The following is a 23,603-nucleotide window of genomic DNA, read 5'->3' as shown; positions in this document are numbered from 1 at the left end:
GGCCAGGACGACGTGGCGGGAATCCGGCCGGACCGGGGCCGCACAAGGCGTGCGGGAGCGGCAAAGCGTTCTCGGCCTCTCATGCCTCGTCCGGACCTTGCCCGATCTTCCGGCTCATCCACCGCGCGTCGGCCCCATAGGAGGCGACCTTCCCGGCGAGAGCCTGCGAGACGGGCTCCTCGCGGAACCCGAGTGAGCGCCAGTAGCGCCCCGCACCCTCGACGGCGATCAGTTCCGCCGTCGGGAGGCCGTCGCGCGCCGCACGCTCGAAGGCGTGCGACACCAGCTTTTCCCCGATCTTCAAGCCACGCCCCGCAGACGAGACGGCCAGATCCTGGATGTACAGGACCTCGCTGGCGGCGTCGGCCAGGACCGAGCCCAGAGCCGGCGGCGCCTGGGCGAGCCATCCGTGGGCGACCAGATAGGCGACGAGCTGGCCGCCGCGTGTCGCCGCCAGGCAATACGAGCCCGAGAGCTTGAGACGACTGGCGAACATCGCCTCGCCCTCGCGGAGAGACGGCGGATAGGCTTCGGCCTCGATCCGGAGCATGTCCGCCATGTCTGCGAGCGCCAACGGGCGGATCGAGAGGCCTGTGGACGGGTGAGTCATCTCCAGGCGGACCTCAAGCCATCGAAGATGGGCGCGTCAACCGTCTCCACGACGCCACCAGCCGAGCCCGATGGTCAGCTACCGCGTCGCCTGTTGCAACGGGCGCGGCCCCAGCCAGGCCGTCATGTCGACGGTGTCGTTCACCCGATAGGGCCGGCCCCAGCGGTCGGTGAAGAAGCGCTCCATCTCGGCCCGGTTGAAGGGCCGCGAGCCCAGGCGGCCGAAGATCGCCATCTGGTAGCCGCTCTCGTCCACAGCCCGGTCGCGGTCCAGGCCCTTGGAGAGGGCCAGCGCCGGCGACGGCGTCCTGCGCCAGGCGATCAGCTCGGGCTTCGGCGCCGGCGAGAAGCCGTAGAAGTTGGGCTGGCTGGACGGACTGGTGAGCTGGAGCACCTTCATGCCGTTCCGGCCGTCGGCGACGTAGGCGAACAGCGAGGCGTTGGTCGAGGCGACCACCACGTCCTGCGCGTCGTTCAACGCGCCCTGCGCGTCGTACTTCTGATAGAGGCGCGGCCGCTCGGGGTTCTTCACGTCCACGATCACCAGGCCGTCACGTCCCGCCGCGACATAGGCGTAGGTCCGCGCCACATAGACCCGGCGCGCATCGACCAGCGGCGTCGTGGCGCCCTCCACCAGCCGGGGTTGATCCAAGCGGGTGACGTCGAGCGCTTCCAGGCCGCGGGCCGTGGTGACCCAGAGGTAGCGGAACTGGAGCGCCGAAGCGCGCACGTCAGGCAAGGTCACCGTCGTGACGTGACGCGGCTTGAGCGGATCGTTCAGGTCCACCACCACCAGGCCGGCCTCGGCGGCGATATAGGCATAGTGGCCGCCCAGCGTGACGTGCCGGGCGCCCTTCAGCACATTGCCGGGGTTCCAGGTGACGTCGCGCTTCAGCCGGTTGTTGCGCGGCTCCCCGTCGGCCAGCGTGTCGACGTTCACGAGGATCAGGCCCTCCTCGGAATCCGTGACCACGGCGTAGGAGTACAGCGGGTGGAACTTCTGCTCCTGGTTGGCGTCCAGGAGGCTGATGTCGGCGCCCGTCGCCAGGTCCTTCACCATCATCGCCTGCATCGCCTGGTTCCGCAGCGGAGCGATCGGCTGGTTGGTGGCCAGCGCCATGCAGGTGGCGTTCTTCGACGGCACCTGGGTGTCGTGGCCCAGGGGCGAGAACGGCGCCGAAATCACCCGCTGGGAGACGCCCTTGTTGGAGATGCTGGCCACGTCGAGAACGCGGAAGCCGCCCTTCCCTTCGGCCAGGAACATGTACTCGCCGCGAAGCTGGAGGCAGCTGGCCGCGCCCGACGTCCGGTGGTGGACGTTGGCGATCTCCTCGATGCTCTCCTCCTCGCCGCCCGACAGGCCCTTGGCGAACGCCTTCCCGCGCACCCAGTCCTTGAGCTCGCGTTTGTTCCCGTCGACGTGGGCCTTGTAGAAGTCGGGGTAGGCGTAGCGGTGCAGGTAGCTGCCGAACACCGCCTGCGGCTCGCTCCATTCCGAGACCCGCACCGCCTCGATCCCGCCCTCCAGGCCGACCCAGGCGTTCTGGCCGATGAAGTTCACGAAGTTGGTCCCCAACAGCAGGAGTTGGGCCATGATCGCGTTGTTGTCGTTCGCCGCCGAGACGTGGCAGTCGCTGCAGGTCTTGGTCTCGGCGGTGCGGACCGTGTGGGGGAAGTGCGGCGCGAACGCCTGGCTGGAGAAGCCCGACGCGGCGATCGGCGGCTGCTGGACGTAGATCCGCTCGCGGTTGACGTTGGTCGAAGACAGCACCAGGGCCGAGGACGAACGGATCGGCGCGATGGTCGAGCCCTTCGTCGTCTGGTGCTTGCCGAGCTGGTACATGTCGTCGCGCGCGACCTGGGGATTGTACGTCGCGTAGTTGCGGGTCTGCTCGCCTTCGTACTTGTGGCTGGTCGTCTTCCAGTTCGCCTCGATCGGCAGGTGGCAGCCCGCGCACGCCGTGGTCCACGAGGTGTGGCAGGCGAAGCACTCCATCTCCTCGTCGTTGTGGGCCAGGTCGCCCTTGGCCACGCCCGGCCCCCACGAGAACGGGCGCCCGTCCTGGCCGATCCTCGACATCAGCTTGGCGCGGGCCGACTTGGCGTTGAAGTCGGGCGAGGTGCTGTCGACCGTGTCCTTGGTCAGCTTGACCTGCCACTCCAGCTTGGGGTCCAGCAGCGAGCGCTGGATCAGAACCTGACGGCCGTCGCGCTCGAGCCATTCGAACCGGCGCTGGCCGTCGGGGTTCCGCAGGAGGCTGAGGTCGTTGCCGTTGGGATCGGCGGCCGGACCCGAAGTTCGCAGCGTCGGATAGGCCTGCGACGTGCCGTGGCAGTCCTTGCAGCGGATCTCCACCGCATTGGCCACCTCGCCATAGATCAGGCCGGTGCCGTGGCTGTCGTTCGAGAAGTGGCAGTCGGCGCACTGCATCCCCTTCTCGGCGTGGATGTCCATCATGTGGACCGCCTTGCCGGGGGCGTTCTGGCCCACGGGCGTGAAGTCGGGCGCGCCTTCCCGGTGGAACTTCTCGGGATCGTCGTTCGCGATGATCGCGCCGTCCTTGTCCAGCAGATTGCCGTCGCGATCGCGCTTGAAGATGGCGCGGAAATTCCAGCCGTGGCCGTGATAGTCGGCGAACTGGGTGTCCTTCAGCTTACGATTCAGGCCGAAGACGTTGCGCAGGAAGTCGAGGTCGGCCCACTTGCCCCGCGGCGCGGCGCCCTCGGGGTTGCGGTCCAGCACCTTCCGCATCTCGGCGCTGGTCGGATACGCCTGCTTCTCGGGCCACATGTGCGGCGCGTCGGCCTCGTAGTCCCACATGGTGTAGCCAAGGTAGGTGTTCACGAACATGTTCGGCTGGTGCATGTGGCAGTTCATGCACTGGGCCGTGGGGATCGCCCGGGTGAACACGTGCTTGATCGGGTGGCCCGGCTCGCCCTTCGGGATCGTCGGGTCGGCCTGGTGGCTCTCGCCGTCGCGGCCGTACTGGGCCCAGGTCAGGCTGGCGTGCGGCTGGCGGTTGTTGGCGTAGACCACATGGCACGAGGCGCAACCCGACGAGCGGTAGTCGCCCGGCTGGTCGTTGGTGCCCAGGAACCAGGTGAAGGGGTCGTTCAGGCGCGTCTTGTGGATGTTGAGCAGCGGGATCGCCGCGCGCAGGCCGGTGCCGGGGCCGCGGTTCGACTGGCGGATGTCGGGCCGGCCCGGCTCCTCCAGGCGCTGGATCTGCCCCAGCGAATTGGGCAGGCCGACCTCGGCGAACTGGCTGTTGATGTTGCGGCCGCCGCGCTCGAACACGCGGAACACGTCGCCCGGCGGCGTCACCTGCCAGGTCGGCGCGGGATAGAGGGTCGGCAGGGCGCCGCGCTGGGCCTGCTCGCGCGTCACCGTGCCGGGCGGATTCCCGGGCGAGAGCAGGCGGGCCGGCTCGCCGTGATGGGTGTAGGCCTCGCCCAGGAGGTAGTTCTTGAAGGGCAGGATGCCGTTGTTGTAGGACGCGCCGCCGAAGAACATGGCCCCGGTGGCCATCAGCGACCGCTCGGCCCGCTCGATCACTTCCATGTGGCAGGCGCCGCAGGCCTGGCGCGCCACGCGGTAGTCCGAGGGGTTCACGAAACGCACGAACTCGGGCGCTTCCTTGTTGAGCAGGGTGTAGCTGGCCTTCGGATTGGCCGAGCTGGGGAAATGCCAGCTCTGCGGATACTTCGGCAGGACGTGCGCCTTGTCGCGCAGGGCGACGTACTGGGGCGCGGTCTTCTCCAGACCCGCGGGCGCGATGACCTTGGCGTCGCCGCCATGGCACGACACGCAGCCCAGCTTCACGGCCGGCGACAGGTGCATGGTCTTGGCGTCGCTGTCGGTGTGGCACGAGACGCAGCCCTGGCTGTCGGCGTCCACTTCCGAATCGGTCATCGAGAACTTGGCCGCTGGCGCGGTCACGTATGTGCGCTTGACCGGCTTTTCGCCTTCCGCGGCCTTGAGGGACAGGGGCGCGAGCATGGTCAGCGCGACGAACGCTCCCACCCTCAACCATTTCGCCCCATTTTTCAGCATCTTGGCCCTAGTAATTCAGAATCACGTTCAGAAGGACGGAATAGTATCGCTTGTTCCGCTCGCTGTTGGCGAACAGGTCTTCGAAGCCCTTGCCCGGATCGAAGACGGCCGCCGAGGCCCGCACCACGATGTTCTGGGTCATCTTCGGCCGCCAGATGGTGGAGACGGAAGCATCCCAGCCCAGGGACTTCGGGATCGAGCCTTCCTGGCGCAGGGCCTGGACGATGGCGGTGTCGGCCATCGCCAGATGGTTCACGTTGGTGGTCAGCCGGAACTCCGGGGTCAGGTCGAAGTCTGCGCCGCCGCCCAGCAGGACGGTGCCCGGATTGCTGAAGTTCGACTGTCCCTCTTCCTTCGAGGATCGCAGGCTGTTCAGCACGCCGTTGCGGCCGTTGACGCCGATCACCCGGCCGCCGCCCGCAAAGGGTATGGTCTGCCGGATCCAGTAGCTCGTGTCGGACCCCGCGAACTGCGGATTCTCGAAGATGGCGTCGAAGCCCTTCTCGCGGTCGTCATACGGGTCGCCGTCGCCGGAGGCGTAGAGGCCCTGCAGCCGGAAGCGCGCCCACGAGAAATCGATCGAAGGTTCCGCGGCCACGAAGTAGCTGCGGATCTTGGCCTTGCGCCCGGTGAAGATGTTGTTCCGGCTCTCGCCGAACGCGTAGTAGGCCGAGGCCGTCAGGTTGATCCGGCCGATCCGGCCGTCGGCGTTGTAGCCCAGATAGGTGACGTCGTACTCGCGGCCGCGCAGGTCGCCGATCAGCGCCGGCCGGACCGGAAAGCCGTTCTCGTCGATCTGGATGTCGTTGGCCTCGCGGTTGCGGTTGTGGATCACCGTCACCTGCGAGGTCAGGCCGGGAAACGGCAGGTCCTGCCGGTACAGGTTGGCGATGGCGACATAGTCGTCACGCGGCGTCTGGGTGAGGTCGTTCAGGCCCGAGTTCGTGTCCTTCTCGACCCGTTGGAACAGGGCCAGGTTGTACTGGAACCGGTTGTTGTCGCGGTTGCCGAACAGGCGGACGCCGAGCTGGTTGTCCTGGAACAGGAAGCCGCGGAAGTCGCTGGAGAACGGCTGGATGCCGATCCGGATCGAGTCGAAGTCGTAGCGGTCCGAGACGTTCGTCAGGTGCTTGTCGACGAACAGCTCCTGCACGCCGATGAAGGCGTCGCTGCGGTGCGACTTCTTGCTGGGCTCGACGTGCAGCACCCGGCGCTCGGGCACGTCGACGTAGTTGTACTGCCCGGCCAGGGCGATGCGGAACTCCAAGTCCGGCGGCTTGTAGGCGGTCGATCCCTGGATCAGCGCGGCGCCGACGATGAAGGTCTGGGCCAGGACGAGGCTGGTGTCCTTGCCGAACACGTCGATGCTGCCCGGCCGCTCGGTCGTCTGCACCCCCACGGGAATGGGGAAGCTGCGCGGCTCCACGACCGTGTCGGAGATGCCGGTCAGGGCGAAGAACCAGTCGTGGGTCCCCTTGATGGGGATGTCGCCCTTCAGGAAGTTCTGGTTGTAGGGATCCCACCAGCGCGGCTTGGTCACCCCCAGGGCGCCGGCCAGCCGCCAGCGATCGGGGATGGGCAGTTCGTCGCGCGGAAACGCCTCGGGCGGCGGCGCCCGGACACCGCCCGGATTGTCCTGCGTGATCGGAGCGGGATAGGTCTGGATCCGGCCGGGCCGACGGCGGCCGTCCAGCGGCGCGGCGTCGGGCGGAGCTGCTTCGACGGGATTTGCTCCGGCCAGGGCCTCGGATTGCGCCGGCGCGGCGGCGGACGGCGCCTGGGCCGCGGCGTCCCGCGCGTTGAGATCGACCGACGCCGCCGCAAGCTCGACGACCGGCGCCTGCGCCAGGATGTCGTCGATGGTCAGAGGCGCCGCGGCCTCCGCGTCCCCGATCGAGACCGACGCGAGGATGTCGTCGATGGTCTGCGGCCCCGCCGGCGCGGCCTGGGCCTGGCCCGCGAGGGTCGCGACGGCGGTCAGGGCGAGGAACGGGACCGAGCGCATGCCTATTTCCCCTGGCACACGTTCTGTTCGGAGGTGTCGAGGAAGGGCGCGAACGGACAGCTCACATAGCGAAGGCGCGCCGCCGCCGGCTGGCCGACCACCAGATTGTCGGCGCGGACGGCCGTGGGCGCATTGCCCAGCCCGCCCCCCGCCCGGGCCGAGCCGTTGTGCGCGCCCAGGAAGGCGATCATGTCGTCCTGATCGATGCCGTCGCCCGATACGCCGATGGCGCCGACCAGCCGGTCGCCACGGTAGATCGGGACGCCGCCCGGAAAGATCTGGATGCCGTTCTGCAGCCGGTTCTGGCCGGGCGCCACGTCCGGCAGGAACGTGCAGCGCTGAGGCGTGTCGGTCGCGCTGGCGCCGCCCAGGAAGCCCAGGTGCTGGACCACGTTGCCGATGATCAACGCCGATTGCAGGCCCGTCGACAGAGGGCTCCATTGGCTGATGGGACGTGAGAACGGGCCGTTCGGACGCCCCACCTCGCCATCGGGATAGTAGGGCCGCGCCAGATTGCCGATCGTGCGCGCCGCGATCGCCGTGCGGCCCGTGAGTGCGGCGGGATCGTTCAGGAAGTCGCGGGTGCGCTGGACATAGCCCTGCACGTCTGCGCTGGGGTCCGCGCCGAGTTGCGCCGCAGCGAAGGTCCCCGAGAAGAAGTTCGCCGAGCGGGCCTTCTGAGCCGAGACGTCGATGCCGAACACGGGCGCGTCGGGGGAACGGACGACGCCGAGGATCTGGCCCCGGCTGTCCACCAGGGTGATCGAGACCTGGGCGCGGCTGTCCAGCGGGCGCCGGATCTGGGCCCGCGCCCGGCTCATGATCGTGAACGCTTCTTCCAGGATGGCCCGAGCCTCGGTGGCCGAGATCGACGTCACGCCGTCGGCCGAGTCGGTGCCCCCCCGGATCGGGAACCGCCCCTGCCCCGCGCCGTCGGTCATGACCATGGCGCCGGCGATGGAGAATTCCGCGGTCGTCGCCAGCCGCAGGCCGGAAGCTTCGGTCCCGTAGGTCTGGCCGGCCAGAGCGCCGCCGCCGGCGTAGTAGCCGGTCACCGGCGTGAACACGCCTGTCCCGGCCGGCAGGCTGGCGAAGGCCGGCGCGCTGGACGGCGTCGTCCGCAGCGTGCCGGCGCTGGCGTCACTGAACCGCAGCGACGTGCCGTCCACCGTCACCCGCTCGGCCCGGATGTCTTCGGCCGCGGCGAAGCCCGTGGCGGCAGCGAAGGCGATGGCCTCCTCCGCGTCGTCGTCTATGTCCAGGATATTGCGGTCGAAGCCGTAGTCGCCGTCGGCCATGACGCCCACCCCGCCGACCAGCACCCCGCCCTTGTAGAGGGGGAAGCCGCCGGGGTCTGCGGACAGCCCCAGAGGCGACCGCCGCGGCCCGGTCACCGCCGTGGCGGTGCGCGTCGTGACGTCGGAACAGGGCAGCGACGAGAACTGCACGCCGAACAGCGGCCCGCTCTCCAGGCCCACCGTGGTCGGCGCAGGCGGGAAGTGCTCCTGCACGATCTGGCTGGCGGTGCGGGTGGAGAAGGCGTTGCCGCCCGACGAGAGATAGGCCCCGGTGATCGCCTTGGCGATGGCCGCCCCGGCGGCGGGCACGACCGCACCTTGCGCGTCGAGATTGGTTCCGGACGGTCCCGGCCGCAGCGTGGCCGTATCCCGCGCCCCGGTCATGGAATAGACCGCCAGGACGTTGCCGACGCGGTCGGTGACCGCGATGACGGCCGGAAGGTTGCGCGCCCGCGCCTCCGCGATGGCCTGGGCCAGAACCTGCTGGACGTCGGCCGCCGTCAGGGCCTGAGCGGCCGGCAGATTGTAGAGCGGCGCGCTCGGCGGCGGATTGCTGGGCGGCGGGGTCGTCCCGCCGTCGCTGCTTCCTCCGCCGCCGCCTCCGCAGGCGGTCAGCGCCAACGCGGCCGAGAACACGGCCCAACGACGTACGCTCATCTGAGCGACCTCGCACCCTGGGCGACCTGGGTCAGCGCGGCGCGGAAGGCCTCAGGTCGATAGCTGTTGGGATCGCGGACCTGGGCATAGGCCCGGTCCAGGCTGGGTCGGATGCGGGCCACGGCGGCGCGGTCGGCCTGTCCCGAGGCCACCAGGGCGTTCAGCAGCGTGTCCGCCGCCATCACCGCCTGGGCGCTGCCGGCGTAGTCGGTGTACCTGCGCGCCAGTTCGCCCGCGAGAACCGTGTCGACGATGGCCAGCGTCTCCGACCGCGAGAACGCCCGCGCGGCGAAGGCGTCGGAGAGCGCACGCGACGTGGCCGCGAGCTTCGCCGCCGCCCGCAGGGATTCGGCCCGATCGCGGGTGATCGCCGTATGGAACGCCCGGGAATCCGCCTCCAGCCGCGCTGCGAGGCTCGGCGCCACGACCTTCGCCGCGGCGGCCAGCATGATCATGTTCTCGTCGTTGAACGGCGGCGCGCCCGACGGGATCGGCCGGCCGGGATTGGCCTGCCACTGGGGCCGCGCCTTGGGATCGTCCGAAATCTGGCGATGGCAGCTGTGGCAGTCGAAGAAGAGGAGCTCGGGGAACGCGCCGCGGTTACGGCCCGGCTCGCTGTAGAGCGTCAGCGCGCGCTCCAGCGCCATGGCCTGGCCAACGGCCCAGGTCTTCACGCCGCCAGCGTATCCCTTGCGCGCCACATAGTCGGCGTCGACGTCCCAATGCTGCTGGAGGGTCGAGAACAGGTCGAGTTCGAACGCCACCCGCGGGTGGCCGGCGGCCATGATCTCGTGGCTGACGAACTGTCCCGGCTTCGAACCGCTGAAGTGGCAGTCGAGGCAGACGCCGGCGCGGACCTTGGGATTCTCCAGGGCCTTCATCCCGCGCGCGACATTGTCCGCATGCGTTCCGCCCACCGCGCGGTGGCTGGCCAGCCAGTTGCGCGAGCCGCCGTGGCAGGCCTCGCACCCGACGCCGTCGGAAAGCTGGAAGCGTGCGCCCCGCAGACCGGGGGGCGCCGGGTCGGCGTGGCAGCCCAGGCACTGATTCGCCACGCCCTCGGGCCCCAGGCCCATCTTGCGGATGATCGCCTGCCCGCGGGCTTCGTAGAGCACGCGGTAGGCGCGGCTGTGGGCGCCGGCGACGCTGGAGGGGTCCTGCCAGGTGATGAGCTCGTTCTGGCGGACGTTCACGCCCGAATCGACCTGGCGGCTGTGGCAGGTCGAGCCGGCGCAGGACGCCACGCCTTCATGCACCGCAGCCGCCGCCGAACCGGGCGCCGCCGTGGCGTTACGCGTCATTCCTACGCCGAGAACACACGCAGCCAGGGCTGCGGCGACGCAAAGCGCGCCGATAACTCGCGACGCTCGTGCTCCCCCCATAGGCTCTCCCCCGGCGCACTCGGTGCAGTCTTAGCCGTCTCGCTTCTGCTTCGGTAGCCTGAATAAGGCGCATTCCGGCCAAAAGACTCGGCCGGCGCCCGCTTCTGCAGCGTCGTCGCTTGTCGGGAGTCGGCGCTTAACAACATGTTACGCGGGGGGTAAGACAACCCGACACTGTACTGTGGGGGGAGTGGGGTATGGCTGAGGCTCGCGGAGCTTTGCGGCGCGCCGGCCTTGCGCCGCGAATCGGTCTTCTCGCCCTCGCCACCACGGCGCTCACGCCGCCCGCGTTCGCTCAGGCGCAACCCCCGCAGGATGTCACCGCCCCGGGCGTGACGGCCGCCGAACTCGATCCTTCCACCCGCATCTCCCGGCCACCGCCGCCGCGCGCGGGCAGCGCCTTCGCGCCCGAGCCGCCCGGGCCCTGCCCGCTCGAATCCTCGGACGTCCAGGTGACCCTCAACGCGGTGACCTTCCGGGGCGCCACGGCCCTCGGTGACGACGAACTGCGCGGCGCCTACGCCGAGTATCTCGGCCGGAGCCAGCCGGTCTCGGTCGTCTGCGCCATCCGCGACCGCGCCGCGCGGATCATCTTCGATCGCGGCGTCCTGGCGCGGGTCGAGATCCCGGAACAGCGGATCAGCGGCGGCGCGCTGGTGCTGGAGGTGATCGAGGCCCACGTGGTCAACGTCCGCGTCCGCGGCGACGTCGGCCCCGTACAGGAAACCATCGAGCGCTACGCCGAGAAGCTCCGCGGGATGAAGCCGTTCGACATGGCCCGGGCCCAGCGCTACCTGCTCCTCGCCTCCGACACGCCGGGGGTGCGGGTTCGCGCCGCGATACGGCCCTCCTCCAGTCCGGAACGGGGCGCGGTGGACATCGATCTCACCGTTGCGCGCGAACAGCCCACCGTGTTCGGCAATGTCCAGAACACGGGGTCGAAGGCGGTCGGGCGCTGGGGCGGCCTGCTCCGCGCGGAGTTCGCCGGCTTTACCCCATACGGCGAGAGCACGGCGCTGACCGTCTTCCATACGCTCGACTCGAAGGAGCAGTGGCTGGTCCAGCTCGCCGAGACCGCGCGGTTCGGCTCCGAGGGCCTGGTGGGCCGCGCGTCCGTCACCTACGGCCAGAGCGAACCCGGCGGCGCGCTCGCGCCCGTCGATCTCCAGAGCAAGTCCCTCGTGGGCAATATCGAGACGGCCTATCCGCTGCTGCGCTCGCGCAACCGGAACCTGTACCTGACCGGCGGCCTGGACGTCGTCGATCAGAAGACGGACTTCGGCGGCGTGGCGCGACTGAGCCACGACCAGCTCAGGGTGGTCTACACGCGCGCCGACGGCGACTATCGGACCGAACTTTCAGGGCGCCCGCTGCTGCTGCGCGGAGGCGTGGCGCTTCGCAAGGGCCTCTCGATCCTCGGCGGCAGCGACAGCGGCGATCCTCTGCTCAGCCGCTTCGCGGGCAAGCCCGACGCCTGGGTGCTGAAAGTCCAGGGCGGCGCCGACATCGTCCTGGGCGAGCGGCTCACGGGCATGTTCCGGGGCCAGGCCCAGTATTCCGACGACGTGCTCGTGCCATACGAGCAGATCTCGGTGGGCGGGCTGACGGTCGGTCGCGGCTACGATCCGGCGGCTGCGCTGGGCGACAAGGGCCTCTCCGGGGCGTTCGAGCTGCGCTACGGCCCCCACCAGTTTCACCCGAAGGTGCAGGCGGCGCCCTATGCCTTCTTCGACGTGGGCCATGTGGTCAACAACAAGACCTCGCTCACCTTGGCCGAAAAGGATCGCACGCTGACGTCCGTGGGCGTCGGGGCGATCTTCCGACTGTTCAACCGCGCCAACCTCGAAGTGACGTACGCCCACCCGCTGGACGCCACCCGGCCGGGTGGCCCGCGCCGCGGCGATCGTGTCCTGATCCAGCTCACGGCGAGCCTGCTATGACGCGCAGGGGAGTAACGATGCCGACGACGTCCCGATCCGCCGCATCGTCGGCCCGACGCCGTTTTCTCCTGGCGCGCACGGCGCTGTGCGGCGTCCTCGCCAGCGCCCACTCCCTCATGCCGACGCCGTCGGCGGCGCTGCCGGTCGGCGGCCTGCCCCAGGTCAATCCGGGCGGCGGCCTGCCGACGATCGTCACGGGGGACACGCGGATCGACGTCACGCTGAACGCGCCGCGCACCGTGTTGAGCTGGAGCAGTTTCGACGTCTTCCCGAACGAGACCGTCAGCTTCAACTTCGCGTCGCGTGACGGCATCGTCCTCAACCGGATCACCGGGTTGGCGGCCTCGAAGATCGAAGGCGTGGTCGAGGGCCGCGTCGGCGGCGCCTATGGCGGCAACATCTGGTTCGCCTCCCAGAGCAGCATCATCTTCGGCCGCGGCGCCCAGATCGACGCCGGCAGCATCCTGGTCTCGCTCGGCACGCCCGACACCTCGGCGTTCCTCGACCCGTCCAACACCCTGTTCTCGTTCAAGGGCAGCGATGTCCTGCCCGGGGCGAGGTTGTGGGTCCTCTCGGACGCCAGGGTCACGGCGCACGGGGGCGTGGCGGCCTTCACAGGCCCGACCATCGTCACGCGCGCCAACGCTCTGGTGTCGGCTCCGGACGGCAGCGTGCTCTATGGCGCGGCCGACAGCTACCAGCTCCGACTCGCGCCGGGCGCGGGCGGCGATTTCGACCTGGTCGACTTCATCGTGCCGAGCGCCGGCGACGGCTCGAACGACCGCCTTCTGATCGACCTGGCCGGCGCCACACGCGCCAACGCCGTCTTCGTCGCCGCGGTCAATCCCACGACGGCGACCAAGGCCGTGGTGAACCTCGAAGGCATGATCACCGCGACGGCCGCGAAGGCCGAGGGCGGCGATATCGTGCTTTCCGGCGGCGGCGGCATCGCCAACCGCCTGCCGGGAGAGAGCCTCGCCGGCGTCGGCGAGACCGAGATCTTCCTGAACCAGGCCAGCGCGTCGCGCGACCTGAACATCCGCAATGTGGGCCCGGTCAGCCCGCGGCCCTGGCTGCGTCCCCTGGAAGAGCTCAAGGACCCCACGACCCTGAGGGAGGACACCGATCCCGACTTCTGCGAGTTGCGCGGAGACTGCCCGGGCAACGGGTTCGGCAACGGCAACGGCTTCGGCAACGGGTTTGACAGCGGAGCGCCGCTCGACGCGGTCGTCCTCGACAGCGCCCTGGTCGCCGCCCTGTTCGACCCCACGGCGATCTCCGCCATCTCGACCGGCCGTGACGCGCGGATCGCCGCCACCGCCAGCATCGAGCTCGGCCGGATCACCGCCAATCGGGATGTCTCGATCACCGGCGCCTCGGTGGACGCCAACGGGCTCGTCGCCGCCGGCGCGCTCAACGTCGTCTCGACCGAAGGCGACGTGCTCCTGGCCGGTGTCGGCGTCACGCGCGAGGGCGCCATATCGGCCAAGACCGATGTCCAGATCGGCGCCGTGACGGCGCCGCAGAGCCTGAACGTGACGGCGGGGCGCGACATCGTCCTCGGCGAAGGCGACTCGACCGTCTCGGGCCTCATCTCGCTCAACGCGCCGCAGAACGTCACCGTGAACCTGGCTTCGGCGCGGATCGACAGCATCACGGCAGGCGCCAACGTCAACCTGCGGGGCGGCGCCCTCGAGGTGAACACCATCACGGCGCCGAGGGTGAACGGCCAGGCCGAGAGCCTGAAGCTGGGGACGGTGACGACGTCGGGCGACCTCTACATCGTGTCCGCCAACGGCGACGCCGCGGTGGGGTCCGCCACCGCCGGCGACGACATCTACATCCTCGCCACCAACGGTACGGCCTCGCTGGGCGAAGCCACCCTGACCGGCGCCGCGCCCGACGAAGTGGGCGTCGGGTTCGTGGGCAATCCCGATACGGCCGGGAACGGTCGGGTGGTCCACGTCGAATCGTCGAACCTGGACGCCCGGCTGGGGCTGGGGACCGGCGGCGTCACCGGAGCCACGGCGGTCACGGTCAGGGCCGGCCAGGACGCGATCGTGGAGGTGGTGCGCGAAACCCCCGGCCTCGTCTCGGTCGTCGCGGCCCGCGACGCCACCCTGCGGGCGCCGACCGTCCGGCTCGACTCGGTGACGGCGGGGCGCGACCTCTCGCTCGGCAGCACCACGGGCGACTTCGAGCTGACGACGGCGCTTTCGGCGGTCCGCAACATCTCGGTGAGCGCCGCGGGCGCGCTGCGCCTGGGCGACGTGCGCGCCGACTCGGGCTCGGTCACGCTCACGGGCGCCAGCGTGACGGCGGGCGCCGTCTCGGCCAGCGAGGACCTGACGCTGCGCGCGCTCAGCGGGGGCGTGACGACGACCAGCTACCGCACCGGCCGCGACCTGATCCTGCAGGGTGCGACACTGTCGCTCGGCTCGGCTATTGCGCCGGTAGCACGAGATCTTTCAATTACTTCCCTCGGTAATTTCACCTCGACAACACCCCTCTCCGCAGGACGCGACGTCACGATCGACGTGGCCGGCAAGGCGACCCTGGCGCAGACGACCGCCGCCGGGGTAGTCCGCATCGCCGTGGGCGACCTCGACCTGACGGGCCTCGTCACCGCCCCGCGAATCCAGATCGAATCCCGAAGCGGCGCGATCACGGTGGGCGGAGCCGCGGGCGGCGCCGGCGGCTTCGTGCTGGACAACAACGACTTCGGCCAGTTGCGCGCCTCCGACGAGGTGAGGGTCTATGCCGGCCTGACGACCGGCGGCTCGCGGGGCGACCTCACCCTGCTGGACCTGACGGTCAGTCCTTCGGCGACGCCCAGGGTGACCTTCCTGGTCGGCTCGTCGAACGTCGCCCGCGTGAACGGACTGGCCGCACCCTCGTCCAACGGCGGCGTGCTGCGGATCGGCGATGCGGTAGACCTCAACTGGCGCCCGGATTCCATCCTGATCACAGGAGGGCTGGGCGCCGCGACCTATCAGGGCGGGAACTACACCAACATCCGCGCCTTCGACGAGGTGCGGCTGGCGGCCCGCGAAGACATCCTGATGGGGTCGCCGCGCTTCATCTCCCTCATCCAGAGGACGCCGGTCGAGGGGATCGATCTCGCCGCGGGCATGCCCGCCGGGGTGGCGCCGCAAGGCGCCGAGCTGCTCAAGGTGTACGTCTCCGCCGGCCGCCTCGAAGTCTCGGCCGAGAACAAGGTCGTCCAGCAGAACGCCGCCCCCTCGGGCACGGCCCAGTCCGTCGGCCTCTTCTTCACGGGCCAGTTCCGCCCGGCCCTGATCATCGATCCGCCCAAGGTGGTGGAGCTGTGGGGGGCGTTCGCCGGCCCCGACGGCAGGACGCTCACCGGGCCGGATGCGAACGACGCCCTGACCTTCGTGGTCCTGGACGCATCCGGCGTCGAGATCTCGAAGCCCGATGGCGCAGCCTACCGCTTCAACAGCTGCGATGTGGGCACATCGATGTGCCCCCTGCTCGCTTCGGGCGGATCGGGCGACGGCGGCTCGGGCGTCAGCGACGGTATCCTGAGGATTCGGGACGCCCTGTCCGGAGACAACGATCTCTCGGCCGAGGGCCTGCTGGACGCCCTCTCCTCCGAGAACCTGATCAACCCGCCAGTCATCCTGGGCGTGGCGTCGCCCAGCCCGGACGAGATCGTGACCGACCCCGTGACGACGGGCGCGGGCAGCGAAGAAATCTGGCGCAAGCGTAGGCAGAAGAAATGACCGGCAAGAGCTTCGCCCCAACTCCGACGGCTCTGGCCGCGTCGACCCTCGTGGGAGCTGTCCTGGGCGCCGTCGCCATAGTCGCGATCCTGCCGGCGCCGGCCAAGGCGCAGACGCGGGCCGACCTGATCCCGTTGGGCCAGAGCGCCGCCAGCGGCGCCGTCTGCCAGGCGGTCCGCGACTATGACGATCCGTCCGTCCAGGCGGCCGGGCGGCGCACCTGGAACATCCGGTGCCGCGGGTGGGAAGGCAGCCTGGGTCGCCTTTACGTCATGCCTCGCGCCGACGACGTCCAGGTGGTGGAATCGGCGCTGGCCACGCGGGCGTCCTGCGAAGCCGGGAAGAGCGAGGAACTGGCCGGCCTGGGCGCCGTCACGCGCCGGGCCTGTCGCAGCGTCGCCGGCCAGGCGCCGTATCTCGCCTATGCGTCCGAGCGGCGCGGTGGCTACTACGCCGCGGAAGGCCCCGCCCAGATCGCCGACATCCTGGAGACCGGCCTGAAGGTCGTCGCCGGCGCCATCAGGCCCCCCGCCGCCTCCGACGTGCAGACCTCGGCCGCCAGCGCCGAGATCGCGGCCGACTTCGGCGGCGCCACCGGCGGCCTCGCCCGCTCGCAGGCCGCGGCCGCCGCCGATCCCTCACGCCTCAGGGCGCGCGCGTACGTCCAGAACAACGAATGGCGGTTCGAGCAGGCCGAGACGGACTTCCAGGCCCTCGTCGCCGACGCCCAGGCCCGCCGGGCGCCCCCGGCCGAACAGGCCGAGGCGCTGCTCAACCTGGCGCTGAACGTGTCCAACAATGGCCGCTTCGCCGAGGCCGACCGTCACTTCCGCGAAGCCGAGCCGCTGGTCGCCGCCGCCAACGATCCCTTCCTGTCCTCCCAGGCCAGGACCTACCGCGCCCTGCACCTGCGCAACGCGGGCCGATTCGCGCAGGCCGTGGAGGCCGGCCAGGCCGCCCTGAACGCAAACCAGGCTGTGCGCGCGGCCCAGGGGCTGGGTCCCACGGGCCCGACGGCGACGCGCGAGGCCGGCGGCGATGTGGCCATCGGCGCCGAACTGTCCCAGGCTCTGAACCGTCGCCCGGCAGGCCGCGATATCCTGGGGGGCAGCCGCGTCTCCCTGTCCGACCGTCTCGCCGTACAGGACGCCCAGGCGCTGGAAGTGGTGGGATCTTCCCTGGCCGCCCAGGGCGATGGCGCCGGCGCCCGCGCCGCGCTCAATCGCGCCTCCGCCCTCCTCACGGGCGCCGAGGCCAGCGGCGCGCTCAACATCTGGCTTCGCGCGCGGATCGAGGCCGATCTCGCCGAGCTCGACCTGGACGACGGCCAGCCCGGCCGCGCCGTGGCCCGCTATCAGGGCGCCATCCGGACGGTCAGGCTCCGGCACGCCGCAACCGCCGCCGAGGGCGGCCTGCTCCTGGACCTGGGTCGCGCCCAGATCGCCGCTGGCCAGGAAGACGCCGCCCTCGCCTCATACGCCCGCGCATTCGAGCTGTTCCAGCAGCAGCGCGGCGCCCTGGGCGCTTCGGCCGATGACGCGGCACCCTATTTCGACCTGCTGCTGCGCCGCATCAGATCCGACCCCGCCCGGTCGGACGACTACAAGGCCCGTTTCTTCAACGCCGCGTCCAGCGTGGTTTCGAACGCCACGGCCCAGACCGTCTCCAAGCTCGCGGCCCGCGTCGCCTCGGGCGACAGCGCCGTCACGGGCCTGGTCCGGGCCCTGGAGGACACACGACGCGAGCTCCGCGTCGTCGAGGCCCAGATCGCCGGCCTCCAGCCGGGGGATGCGACCGGCCGCGACCGAGCCGACCTGGAAAGCCGCCTCTCGTCGCTCCAGCAGCAGGCCGACGCCCTGGAAGCTCAGCTCCTGGCCGCCAACCCGCGCTACGCCCAGCTCGTGTCGTCCCAGGCCGCCCTGCCCGACCTCCAGAAGGCGCTGGGGGATCAGGAGGTGTACGTCAAGATCCTGCTGCTCGACGATCGCGGCTATGGGCTGCTCGTTTCTCCTACAAAAGCAGAACCTTACGCGATCGACTTCAATCGGGGGACGGCCGGCGCCTCGGTGCGCCGCCTGCGCGCCCCGTTCGAGGCCGAGGACACCCTGCCGCCATTCGATGTCGCCGAGGCCTACAGGTTGTTCCAGGGACTGTTCGGCCCCGTGGCGACTGATGTCATGGCGGCGCGCCACCTGATCTACGAGCCCGACGGCGCGCTGATCGCGTTGCCGGTGGCGGCTCTCGTGACGTCCGACCCGGCCGCCGTGGCGGCCACGCCCGGACGGAACGGCGAACCCGACTATCGCAAGGTGGCGTGGCTCGGCGCGAAGGTGGACTCCGCCCTGGTCCTCTCGGCGGCCAGCTTCATGCAGTCGCGCGCGTTCGCGCCCTCGCAGGCCAAGCAGAGCTTCCTGGGCTTCGCGGATCCGTTGACGCCGGGCCGCGCCGACACCCGCGCCTACTCCTCCGTCGTGCGCCGGGGCGTCAGCCTGCGCACCGAGCGCGACATCTCCGACATCTGCGAAAACACGCGTCTGGCGCTGTTGCAGATGCCGCCGCTGCCCGACACGGCCGACGAGGTTCGCGCGGTGAGCGCCAGCATCGGCGGAGCCAGCGACGCGCACGTCGTCGTCGGCGGCGCCTTCACCGACGATTCCCTGAGGGCGCGGAACGACCTCTCCGACTACAAGGTGCTGTACTTCGCCACCCACGGCCTGCTTCCTCAGCCCTCAGCCTGCCTGCCGGAACCTGCGCTCATGACCTCGGTCGGATCGGGCGATTCGGACGGGCTGCTCGACACCAGCGAAATCCTGGATCTGAAGCTGGACGCCGACCTCGTGGTGCTGTCGGCCTGCGACACCGGCGGCGCGGGCGCCGACCCGTCCGCCACGGGCCTGCAGGGCGGCGGCGAGGCGCTGGGCGGGCTCACCCGCGCCGTGATCTACGCCGGCGGCCGCTCGCTGATCGTCTCGCACTGGTCGGTGGACTCGGTGGCCACCGTGAAGCTGATGACGGGCATGTTCTCGGCCGAGGCGACATCACAGGCCCAGGCGCTCACCCGTTCCCAGCTCACGCTGCAGCAGGACCCGGAATTCTCGCACCCCTACTATTGGGCCCCCTTCACGATCGTGGGCGACGGCTCCCGTCCGCTACCCGCGGCCGGCGGGTCTGCGGACTGAGTCCCTGGCGCCGGCAGGCGCCGGGGCCGTGAGCGCGGCATGACGAACGCAGCGATCCTGTTCAGCACCGAGCCGTACGACGCCGCGATTCCCCATCCGATGGGCCGCAACTCGGCCGGCGAAGGCTTCCTGCGCGGCCTTCTTGCCCATGCCGACGTGGACACCTTCCATTTCTGGAACGCCCGGGGACAGGAACAGTCCGAACTCGACGCCCTGGTCGCGCGCCTGGGCGGGACAAGCCGCCCCATCCGGTGGTTCGGCAGGGCCGACCGGCGTCAGGTCGCCGAGGCGGGCGCCCTCTACATCCCCACGCCCGAACTGCGCGGGGAGGCCTGGGCGCGTCGGGCTTTCGGAGGGGCGGCCTATTCCCTGACCGGAGTCACCCATTCGATCGCCGAAGCCTATATCCTCGACGAGATGGCGGGGCTCCTGCTCGCGCCGCTCGAACCCTGGGACGCCCTGATCTGCACATCAGATGCCGGGCGCAAGGCCGTGGAATCCTTGCTGGAAGGCGTCGCGGACTATTTCCAGGAAAGGTTCGGCGCCACGCGCATTCCGCCGGTCCAGCTCGTCACCATTCCCCTGGGCGTCCATACCTCGGACTTCCGCCTCGATCCCGAAGCGCGCCGTGGCTGGCGTGAGGCGCTGGACATCCCCCAGGACGCGCCGACGGCCCTCCACATGGGCCGCTTCAGCCTCACCACCAAGATGCATGCGACGCCGATGGGGCTTGCGCTCCAGCAGGCCTCGCAGCGCCTCGGGCGGCCGGTCTACTGGGTGCTGTTCGGAGGCGCCCGAAAGGTCGAAGAGGAGCAGGCCTTCCGGGCCGCGGCGGCCGCCTTCGGCCCCGACGTCCAGATCCGCCTGGCCGGCGACACCGGCGCCGAGACCCGCGACAGCATCCTGTCGGTCGCCGACGTCTTCCTGTCGCTGTCCGACAACCTTCAGGAGACCTTCGGGCTGACGCCGGTCGAGGCGATGGCCGCAGGCCTGCCCTGCGTCGTCAGCGACTGGGACGGCTACAAGGACACGGTCCGCGACGGCGTCGACGGCTTTCGGATTCCCACGATGCAGCCCCGGCCGGGCCTGGGGGCCGATCTCGTCTACGCCTATGCCCAGCGGATGACATCCTACGAGGACTACGCCGGCGCCACCGCGCTGCTGACCGCGGTCGACGTCGGCCGGACGGCGGACGCGTTGACCGCCCTCTTCGGAGACGCCGACCTTCGCGCGCGGATGGGGGCCGCCGGACGGGCGCGAGCCCGCGAGGTCTTCGACTGGCGCGCGGTCATCCCCCAATACCAGGCGCTCTGGGCCGAACTTTCCCGCCGCCGGCGCGCCGCCCCGCCCATGCCCGGCCTGGAGAATCCCTACCGTCCCGATCCCTTCCGGATGTTCGCGGGCTATCCGACCCGCGCGCTGGGGCCATCCGACATCCTGTCGCTGGCGCGGCCATTCGCGCCCGGAGAGGCCGCCTTCCTCATGGAGACGCCCGGCCTGCGGAACCCGGCGGCCCGCCTGCCGTCGAACGCCGAGTTCGAGGTCCTGATGGCGGCGCTCGAGCACGGCCCCCGTCCCGTGGGCGAACTGCTCCGCGACACCCCGCCCGACCGCCGCCCGTTCCTGGAGCGCGGTGTCCTCTGGCTGGCGAAGTTCGGCTTCGTGCGTCTGGACATCGCGCAGTTGCGTAACTGAGGGCGTCAGGTCGCGTCGTTCAGGTACCGTTCAAGAGCACGATGTGCTAGTGGCCGGACTGGGGCGTCCACGATCTACCAAGTCGTACGGGAATGAGCTGATGCGTAGACTTCTCTTGGGTGCGGTCCTGTCCGCAGCGTGCGGAACCGCGGCCGTCGCGGCCGACTACATCGTGGTGAACTCCACGGATCCCGCGATCAAGCGCGGCCAGGCGTTCGACGCCGGGGCGCGGGTGCCGCTGGGCGTGGGAAAGACCATCACCGTGATGCGGCCCTCGGGCGAAGTGACCACCCTGAGAGGGGCGTCCAGCGGCGCCACCCTGCCCGCCGCCCGCGTGGCGGCGGCCGACGCCGCCCGGTTCGAGACGCTGCGCGCCCTGGTCGAGCCGCCTCCGGTGGGCCGGACGTTCGGGGCTCGGCGCGGCGGCATCTGCCCCGCCATCGAAAGCCTCACGACGTTGGACGATATCGTCCGCACCGCAGAATCGAGCGGCTGCAAGACCGTGGCCCGGCAGGCCCTCGACGCCTATCTGGAGAAGTCCGACACGCCTTGACGTCGGAAATTCCATATTTTCCAGTATATACAGCGAAATAAGAGAACTTCATGACGTGAAGTTCGGCGGCGGACCTTGGGAGTTCCGCCGCCTCTCTCTACCCGATGACTCCGTTCGACCGTCCTGAACGGTCCGGTGTTCATCCCCCGGAAACCACGTCCGTTAGGCTTGCCGGAACACCGGCTGTGACGTCTTGCGCGGATGCGCAGCAGATTCGCCGCTCGCTCTCTGGAGGCCGCCGCCACGGCGGTCCGGGCCCTGCTCCATCTGGCGGGGATCGCGGCGGCCTGCGCGCTCTGGCCCCTCGTCGCGCAGGCCAACGACCTCCCCGACGACGACATCCTGGCGCCCGAAGCGCCTGCGCAGGCCGTGATCGAGGCATCCCTCGACAAGACCCTGGCCCTGCGCGCCGACGGCCCGGTCGGACGCATCGTCGTCAGCCAGCCCGAGTTGCTGGAAGCCGGCCAGGCGGGAGCCCGCGAGATCTACCTGATCGGCCGTGAGCTCGGCACGACCAACCTCCTCGTCTACGACACCGGCGGCCGCCTGACCCAGACGCTGGACGTTCGCGTCGGCTATGACGCCCAGGCCGTACGCGACACCTTGGCGCTCGCCCTCCCCGACGAGGAGATCGCCGTGACCGCCCTGGCGTCAGGCCTTCTCCTGGAAGGCCAGGTCTCCTCCCCCGCCGCAGCCGAGGCGGCGCTCAAACTAGCCCAGGCGACCGCGCCGGACGCGGTCGTCTCCCGGCTTGCGGTGCGCAATGCGACCGTCAGGATCGATGTCCGGATCGTCGAGGTCAGCCAGACGCGGCTGCGCGAGGTCGGCGCCGGGATCTCCCTGGACGACGGTCATACCGCCATCGCCGCGCGAACCGGGAGAATCAGCCCGACACCCGCCGTCCTGAACGCCGCCCTGGACACCCATCTCGGACAGCATCGCCTTCAGGCGGCGCTGCGCGCCCTTGAAGCCTCGGGCGAGGCCCGCCTGCTGGCGGAACCGACCCTCGTCGCACACTCGAAGGAAGAGGCCCAGTTCCACGCCGGCGGCGAACTCGCCATTCCCGTCCCCGACGACGGCGAGAAGGTCATCATCGAGTTCCGCCCCTATGGCGTGGCGTTGAAGATGAGGCCCGAAGTCCGTTCCAACGGCTCCATCCGCCTCGAGATCCTGGCCGAGGCCAGCGAACCCGACCCGCAGAACGGCGTCTCGATCTTCGGCGTCGAGGTTCCGGCGCTGATGGTGCGCCGCGTCGCGACCACGGCGGACCTGCGGGACGGCGAGACCTTCATGCTGGCCGGCCTGTTCCAGGAGGATCGGCGTGAGCAATCGCTGTCTTCACCTGGGTTGGCGCGGGCGCCTCCGCTGGGCGGTTTCCTGCGCACGGTTCAGACCCGCGACGCACGCCGGGAACTGGCGATCCTCGTGACTCCCCACCTCGACGACCCGGGGTCGTCCGCACAGGCGGTTCGCGTCGCCGCCGCCACGCCTGTCGGGACCCCGCCTGTCGAGACGCCGCCCGCCGTGGCGTCGACGCTCCTGGCGGAGCCCGATCCCGCGCCCCGCCGGCAGGCCCGGGGCCTGTTCGCCGAGGTGAAGGCGATCCTCGCGCCGCCCGCCCGCTGGATCGGCGGCAAGGTGCGGAGCTTGTTCCGCCGCACCTGACCTGTCGCGCCTGCGCGGGACTCGTGGGAAGCTCCAGGCCTTCATCGCATGACGAGGCCGCCATGATCCGAGGTTCCGCCGCCGCGTTGCTGGTCTCCGTCTTGGCCGTCGGGCCTTCGATGGCGGCTGGGACGCCGATCCGCCTGATCTCGGGTGGCGCGCGCCCGGCGGACGCGCCCGCGATGCGCTGCGCCGTGGGACAGGACGCCGCCGGCCGGCCGGAGGCCGAGTGCCTCCTGGCCGGTGGCGGTGAGACCAGCCGGGCGCCGGCAGGTTTCCGGATTCTGATTCAGGCGCAGCCCCAGGCGCGCGCCTGCGCCACCTCCACGGCGCCCCAGGACGTTCTGATGACGGGCGCCGCCGCGCCGGATTCCGCGCGGCAGCCCACCGTGGTCCACGCCTGGACCCGCGAGCCCTGCACGCCCTGAGAGGAAGACCTCGGGCCGCAGCACAGCAGACGAAGCCGACGGGGGAAACCGGCCACCCGGACTCGCCGTCCCCGCGAACCCCATTGCCGATCCGCGCGGAGCAGGATGAACTCCGCACATGGGACGCCTTAACCTTACCGGATTGTTGACGTGGCTCGCGCTGGCCGTCCTGGTGCTCGTCCTGATGAGCTTCGAAGACCCGTTCCGGATGGCGTTGGCCGCCGCGCTTGTCGCCTCCATGGATCCCGTTCGCCGGCTCGTCCTTGCCTTCGCCCCGACGGACGCTCCCAGCGCCGGTCACGAGGCGGCGGTCGGGGATGGATGGCCCGCCGCCCGGCGGACCGCCACGTTCCCCGGCCGGTGACGGGCGCGCGCCCGGCGTGAAGGTCCGG

Annotated in this window: 13 protein-coding genes; 8 read left to right on the top strand and 5 right to left on the bottom strand. The window is 70.4% G+C overall.

Going from position 1 to position 23,603, the window contains the following annotated elements; all coding sequences use genetic code 11:
- Positions 1–79: 79 nt before the first annotated feature.
- The 5 genes from WG212_RS21210 to WG212_RS21190 form a co-directional block, all read right to left on the bottom strand.
- On the bottom strand, positions 80–559 hold the full coding sequence (locus WG212_RS21210) for a GNAT family N-acetyltransferase (protein WP_337189109.1): 480 nt from the start codon (positions 557–559) through the stop codon (positions 80–82).
- 129 nt (positions 560–688) lie between these two features.
- A complete protein-coding gene (locus WG212_RS21205) occupies positions 689–4,633 on the bottom strand; it encodes a hypothetical protein (protein WP_337189108.1) in 3,945 nt (1,314 codons plus the stop codon).
- A gap of 37 nt (positions 4,634–4,670) precedes the next feature.
- Positions 4,671–6,668 carry a hypothetical protein gene (locus WG212_RS21200; protein ID WP_337189107.1) on the bottom strand — a complete coding sequence of 666 codons (1,998 nt, stop codon included), beginning with the start codon at positions 6,666–6,668 and terminating at the stop codon, positions 4,671–4,673.
- A 2-nt stretch (positions 6,669–6,670) separates the two neighbouring features.
- Positions 6,671–8,623: a heme-binding protein gene (locus WG212_RS21195; RefSeq protein WP_337189106.1), complete on the bottom strand. Its 1,953-nt coding sequence runs from the start codon at positions 8,621–8,623 to the stop codon at positions 6,671–6,673.
- Positions 8,620–9,924 (bottom strand): multiheme c-type cytochrome, encoded by a 1,305-nt coding sequence (locus tag WG212_RS21190; protein WP_337189105.1) that lies wholly within the window; start codon positions 9,922–9,924, stop codon positions 8,620–8,622. Before WG212_RS21190 ends, WG212_RS21195 begins: the two co-directional genes overlap by 4 nt.
- Before the next feature lie 278 nt (positions 9,925–10,202).
- Between WG212_RS21190 and WG212_RS21185 the strand changes: the two genes are divergently transcribed.
- The 8 genes from WG212_RS21185 (at position 10,203) to WG212_RS21150 (ending at position 23,575) form a co-directional block, all read left to right on the top strand.
- On the top strand, positions 10,203–11,945 hold the full coding sequence (locus tag WG212_RS21185; RefSeq protein WP_337189104.1) for a ShlB/FhaC/HecB family hemolysin secretion/activation protein: 1,743 nt from the start codon (positions 10,203–10,205) through the stop codon (positions 11,943–11,945).
- A 17-nt stretch (positions 11,946–11,962) separates the two neighbouring features.
- A complete protein-coding gene (locus tag WG212_RS21180) occupies positions 11,963–15,691 on the top strand; it encodes a filamentous hemagglutinin N-terminal domain-containing protein (protein WP_337189103.1) in 3,729 nt (1,242 codons plus the stop codon).
- Positions 15,688–18,870, top strand: a complete 3,183-nt coding sequence (locus WG212_RS21175) for a CHAT domain-containing protein (RefSeq protein ID WP_337189102.1) — start codon at positions 15,688–15,690, stop codon at positions 18,868–18,870. The genes WG212_RS21180 and WG212_RS21175 overlap by 4 nt, the downstream gene beginning before the upstream one ends.
- Before the next feature lie 39 nt (positions 18,871–18,909).
- The gene (locus tag WG212_RS21170; RefSeq protein ID WP_337189101.1) at positions 18,910–20,565 is read left to right on the top strand and encodes a glycosyltransferase family 4 protein; all 1,656 of its coding nucleotides are present in this window, start codon (positions 18,910–18,912) and stop codon (positions 20,563–20,565) included.
- A 100-nt stretch (positions 20,566–20,665) separates the two neighbouring features.
- Complete coding sequence (locus WG212_RS21165; RefSeq protein WP_337189100.1) at positions 20,666–21,118, top strand: hypothetical protein; 453 nt, start codon at positions 20,666–20,668, stop codon at positions 21,116–21,118.
- A gap of 201 nt (positions 21,119–21,319) precedes the next feature.
- Positions 21,320–22,783, top strand: coding sequence for a pilus assembly protein N-terminal domain-containing protein (locus WG212_RS21160; protein ID WP_337189099.1), 1,464 nt, complete (start codon positions 21,320–21,322; stop codon positions 22,781–22,783).
- 62 nt (positions 22,784–22,845) lie between these two features.
- Positions 22,846–23,211 carry a hypothetical protein gene (locus WG212_RS21155; protein WP_337189098.1) on the top strand — a complete coding sequence of 122 codons (366 nt, stop codon included), beginning with the start codon at positions 22,846–22,848 and terminating at the stop codon, positions 23,209–23,211.
- A 118-nt stretch (positions 23,212–23,329) separates the two neighbouring features.
- Positions 23,330–23,575, top strand: coding sequence for a hypothetical protein (locus WG212_RS21150; protein WP_337189097.1), 246 nt, complete (start codon positions 23,330–23,332; stop codon positions 23,573–23,575).
- Positions 23,576–23,603: the final 28 nt, after the last annotated feature.

This window comes from Phenylobacterium sp. (assembly GCF_037189685.1).
In the GTDB taxonomy this organism is placed as follows: domain Bacteria; phylum Pseudomonadota; class Alphaproteobacteria; order Caulobacterales; family Caulobacteraceae; genus Phenylobacterium.
The sequence above is the reverse complement of the archived record's forward strand: the minus strand, read 5'-3'. Positions and strand labels throughout refer to the sequence as shown.

Excerpts from the sequence above, each read along its gene's own strand:
- WG212_RS21175 (WP_337189102.1), top strand. The coding sequence starts at position 15,688 with ATGACCGGCAAGAGCTTCGCCCCAACTCCGACGGCTCTGGCCGCGTCG.
- WG212_RS21170 (WP_337189101.1), top strand. The coding sequence starts at position 18,910 with ATGACGAACGCAGCGATCCTGTTCAGCACCGAGCCGTACGACGCCGCG.
- WG212_RS21165 (WP_337189100.1), top strand. The coding sequence starts at position 20,666 with ATGCGTAGACTTCTCTTGGGTGCGGTCCTGTCCGCAGCGTGCGGAACC.
- WG212_RS21155 (WP_337189098.1), top strand. The coding sequence starts at position 22,846 with ATGATCCGAGGTTCCGCCGCCGCGTTGCTGGTCTCCGTCTTGGCCGTC.
- WG212_RS21150 (WP_337189097.1), top strand. The coding sequence starts at position 23,330 with ATGGGACGCCTTAACCTTACCGGATTGTTGACGTGGCTCGCGCTGGCC.
- WG212_RS21180 (WP_337189103.1), top strand. The coding sequence starts at position 11,963 with ATGCCGACGACGTCCCGATCCGCCGCATCGTCGGCCCGACGCCGTTTT.
- WG212_RS21185 (WP_337189104.1), top strand. The coding sequence starts at position 10,203 with ATGGCTGAGGCTCGCGGAGCTTTGCGGCGCGCCGGCCTTGCGCCGCGA.
- WG212_RS21195 (WP_337189106.1), bottom strand. The coding sequence starts at position 8,623 with ATGAGCGTACGTCGTTGGGCCGTGTTCTCGGCCGCGTTGGCGCTGACC.
- WG212_RS21160 (WP_337189099.1), top strand. The coding sequence starts at position 21,320 with ATGCGCAGCAGATTCGCCGCTCGCTCTCTGGAGGCCGCCGCCACGGCG.
- WG212_RS21200 (WP_337189107.1), bottom strand. The coding sequence starts at position 6,668 with ATGCGCTCGGTCCCGTTCCTCGCCCTGACCGCCGTCGCGACCCTCGCG.
- WG212_RS21190 (WP_337189105.1), bottom strand. The coding sequence starts at position 9,924 with ATGACGCGTAACGCCACGGCGGCGCCCGGTTCGGCGGCGGCTGCGGTG.
- WG212_RS21210 (WP_337189109.1), bottom strand. The coding sequence starts at position 559 with ATGGCGGACATGCTCCGGATCGAGGCCGAAGCCTATCCGCCGTCTCTC.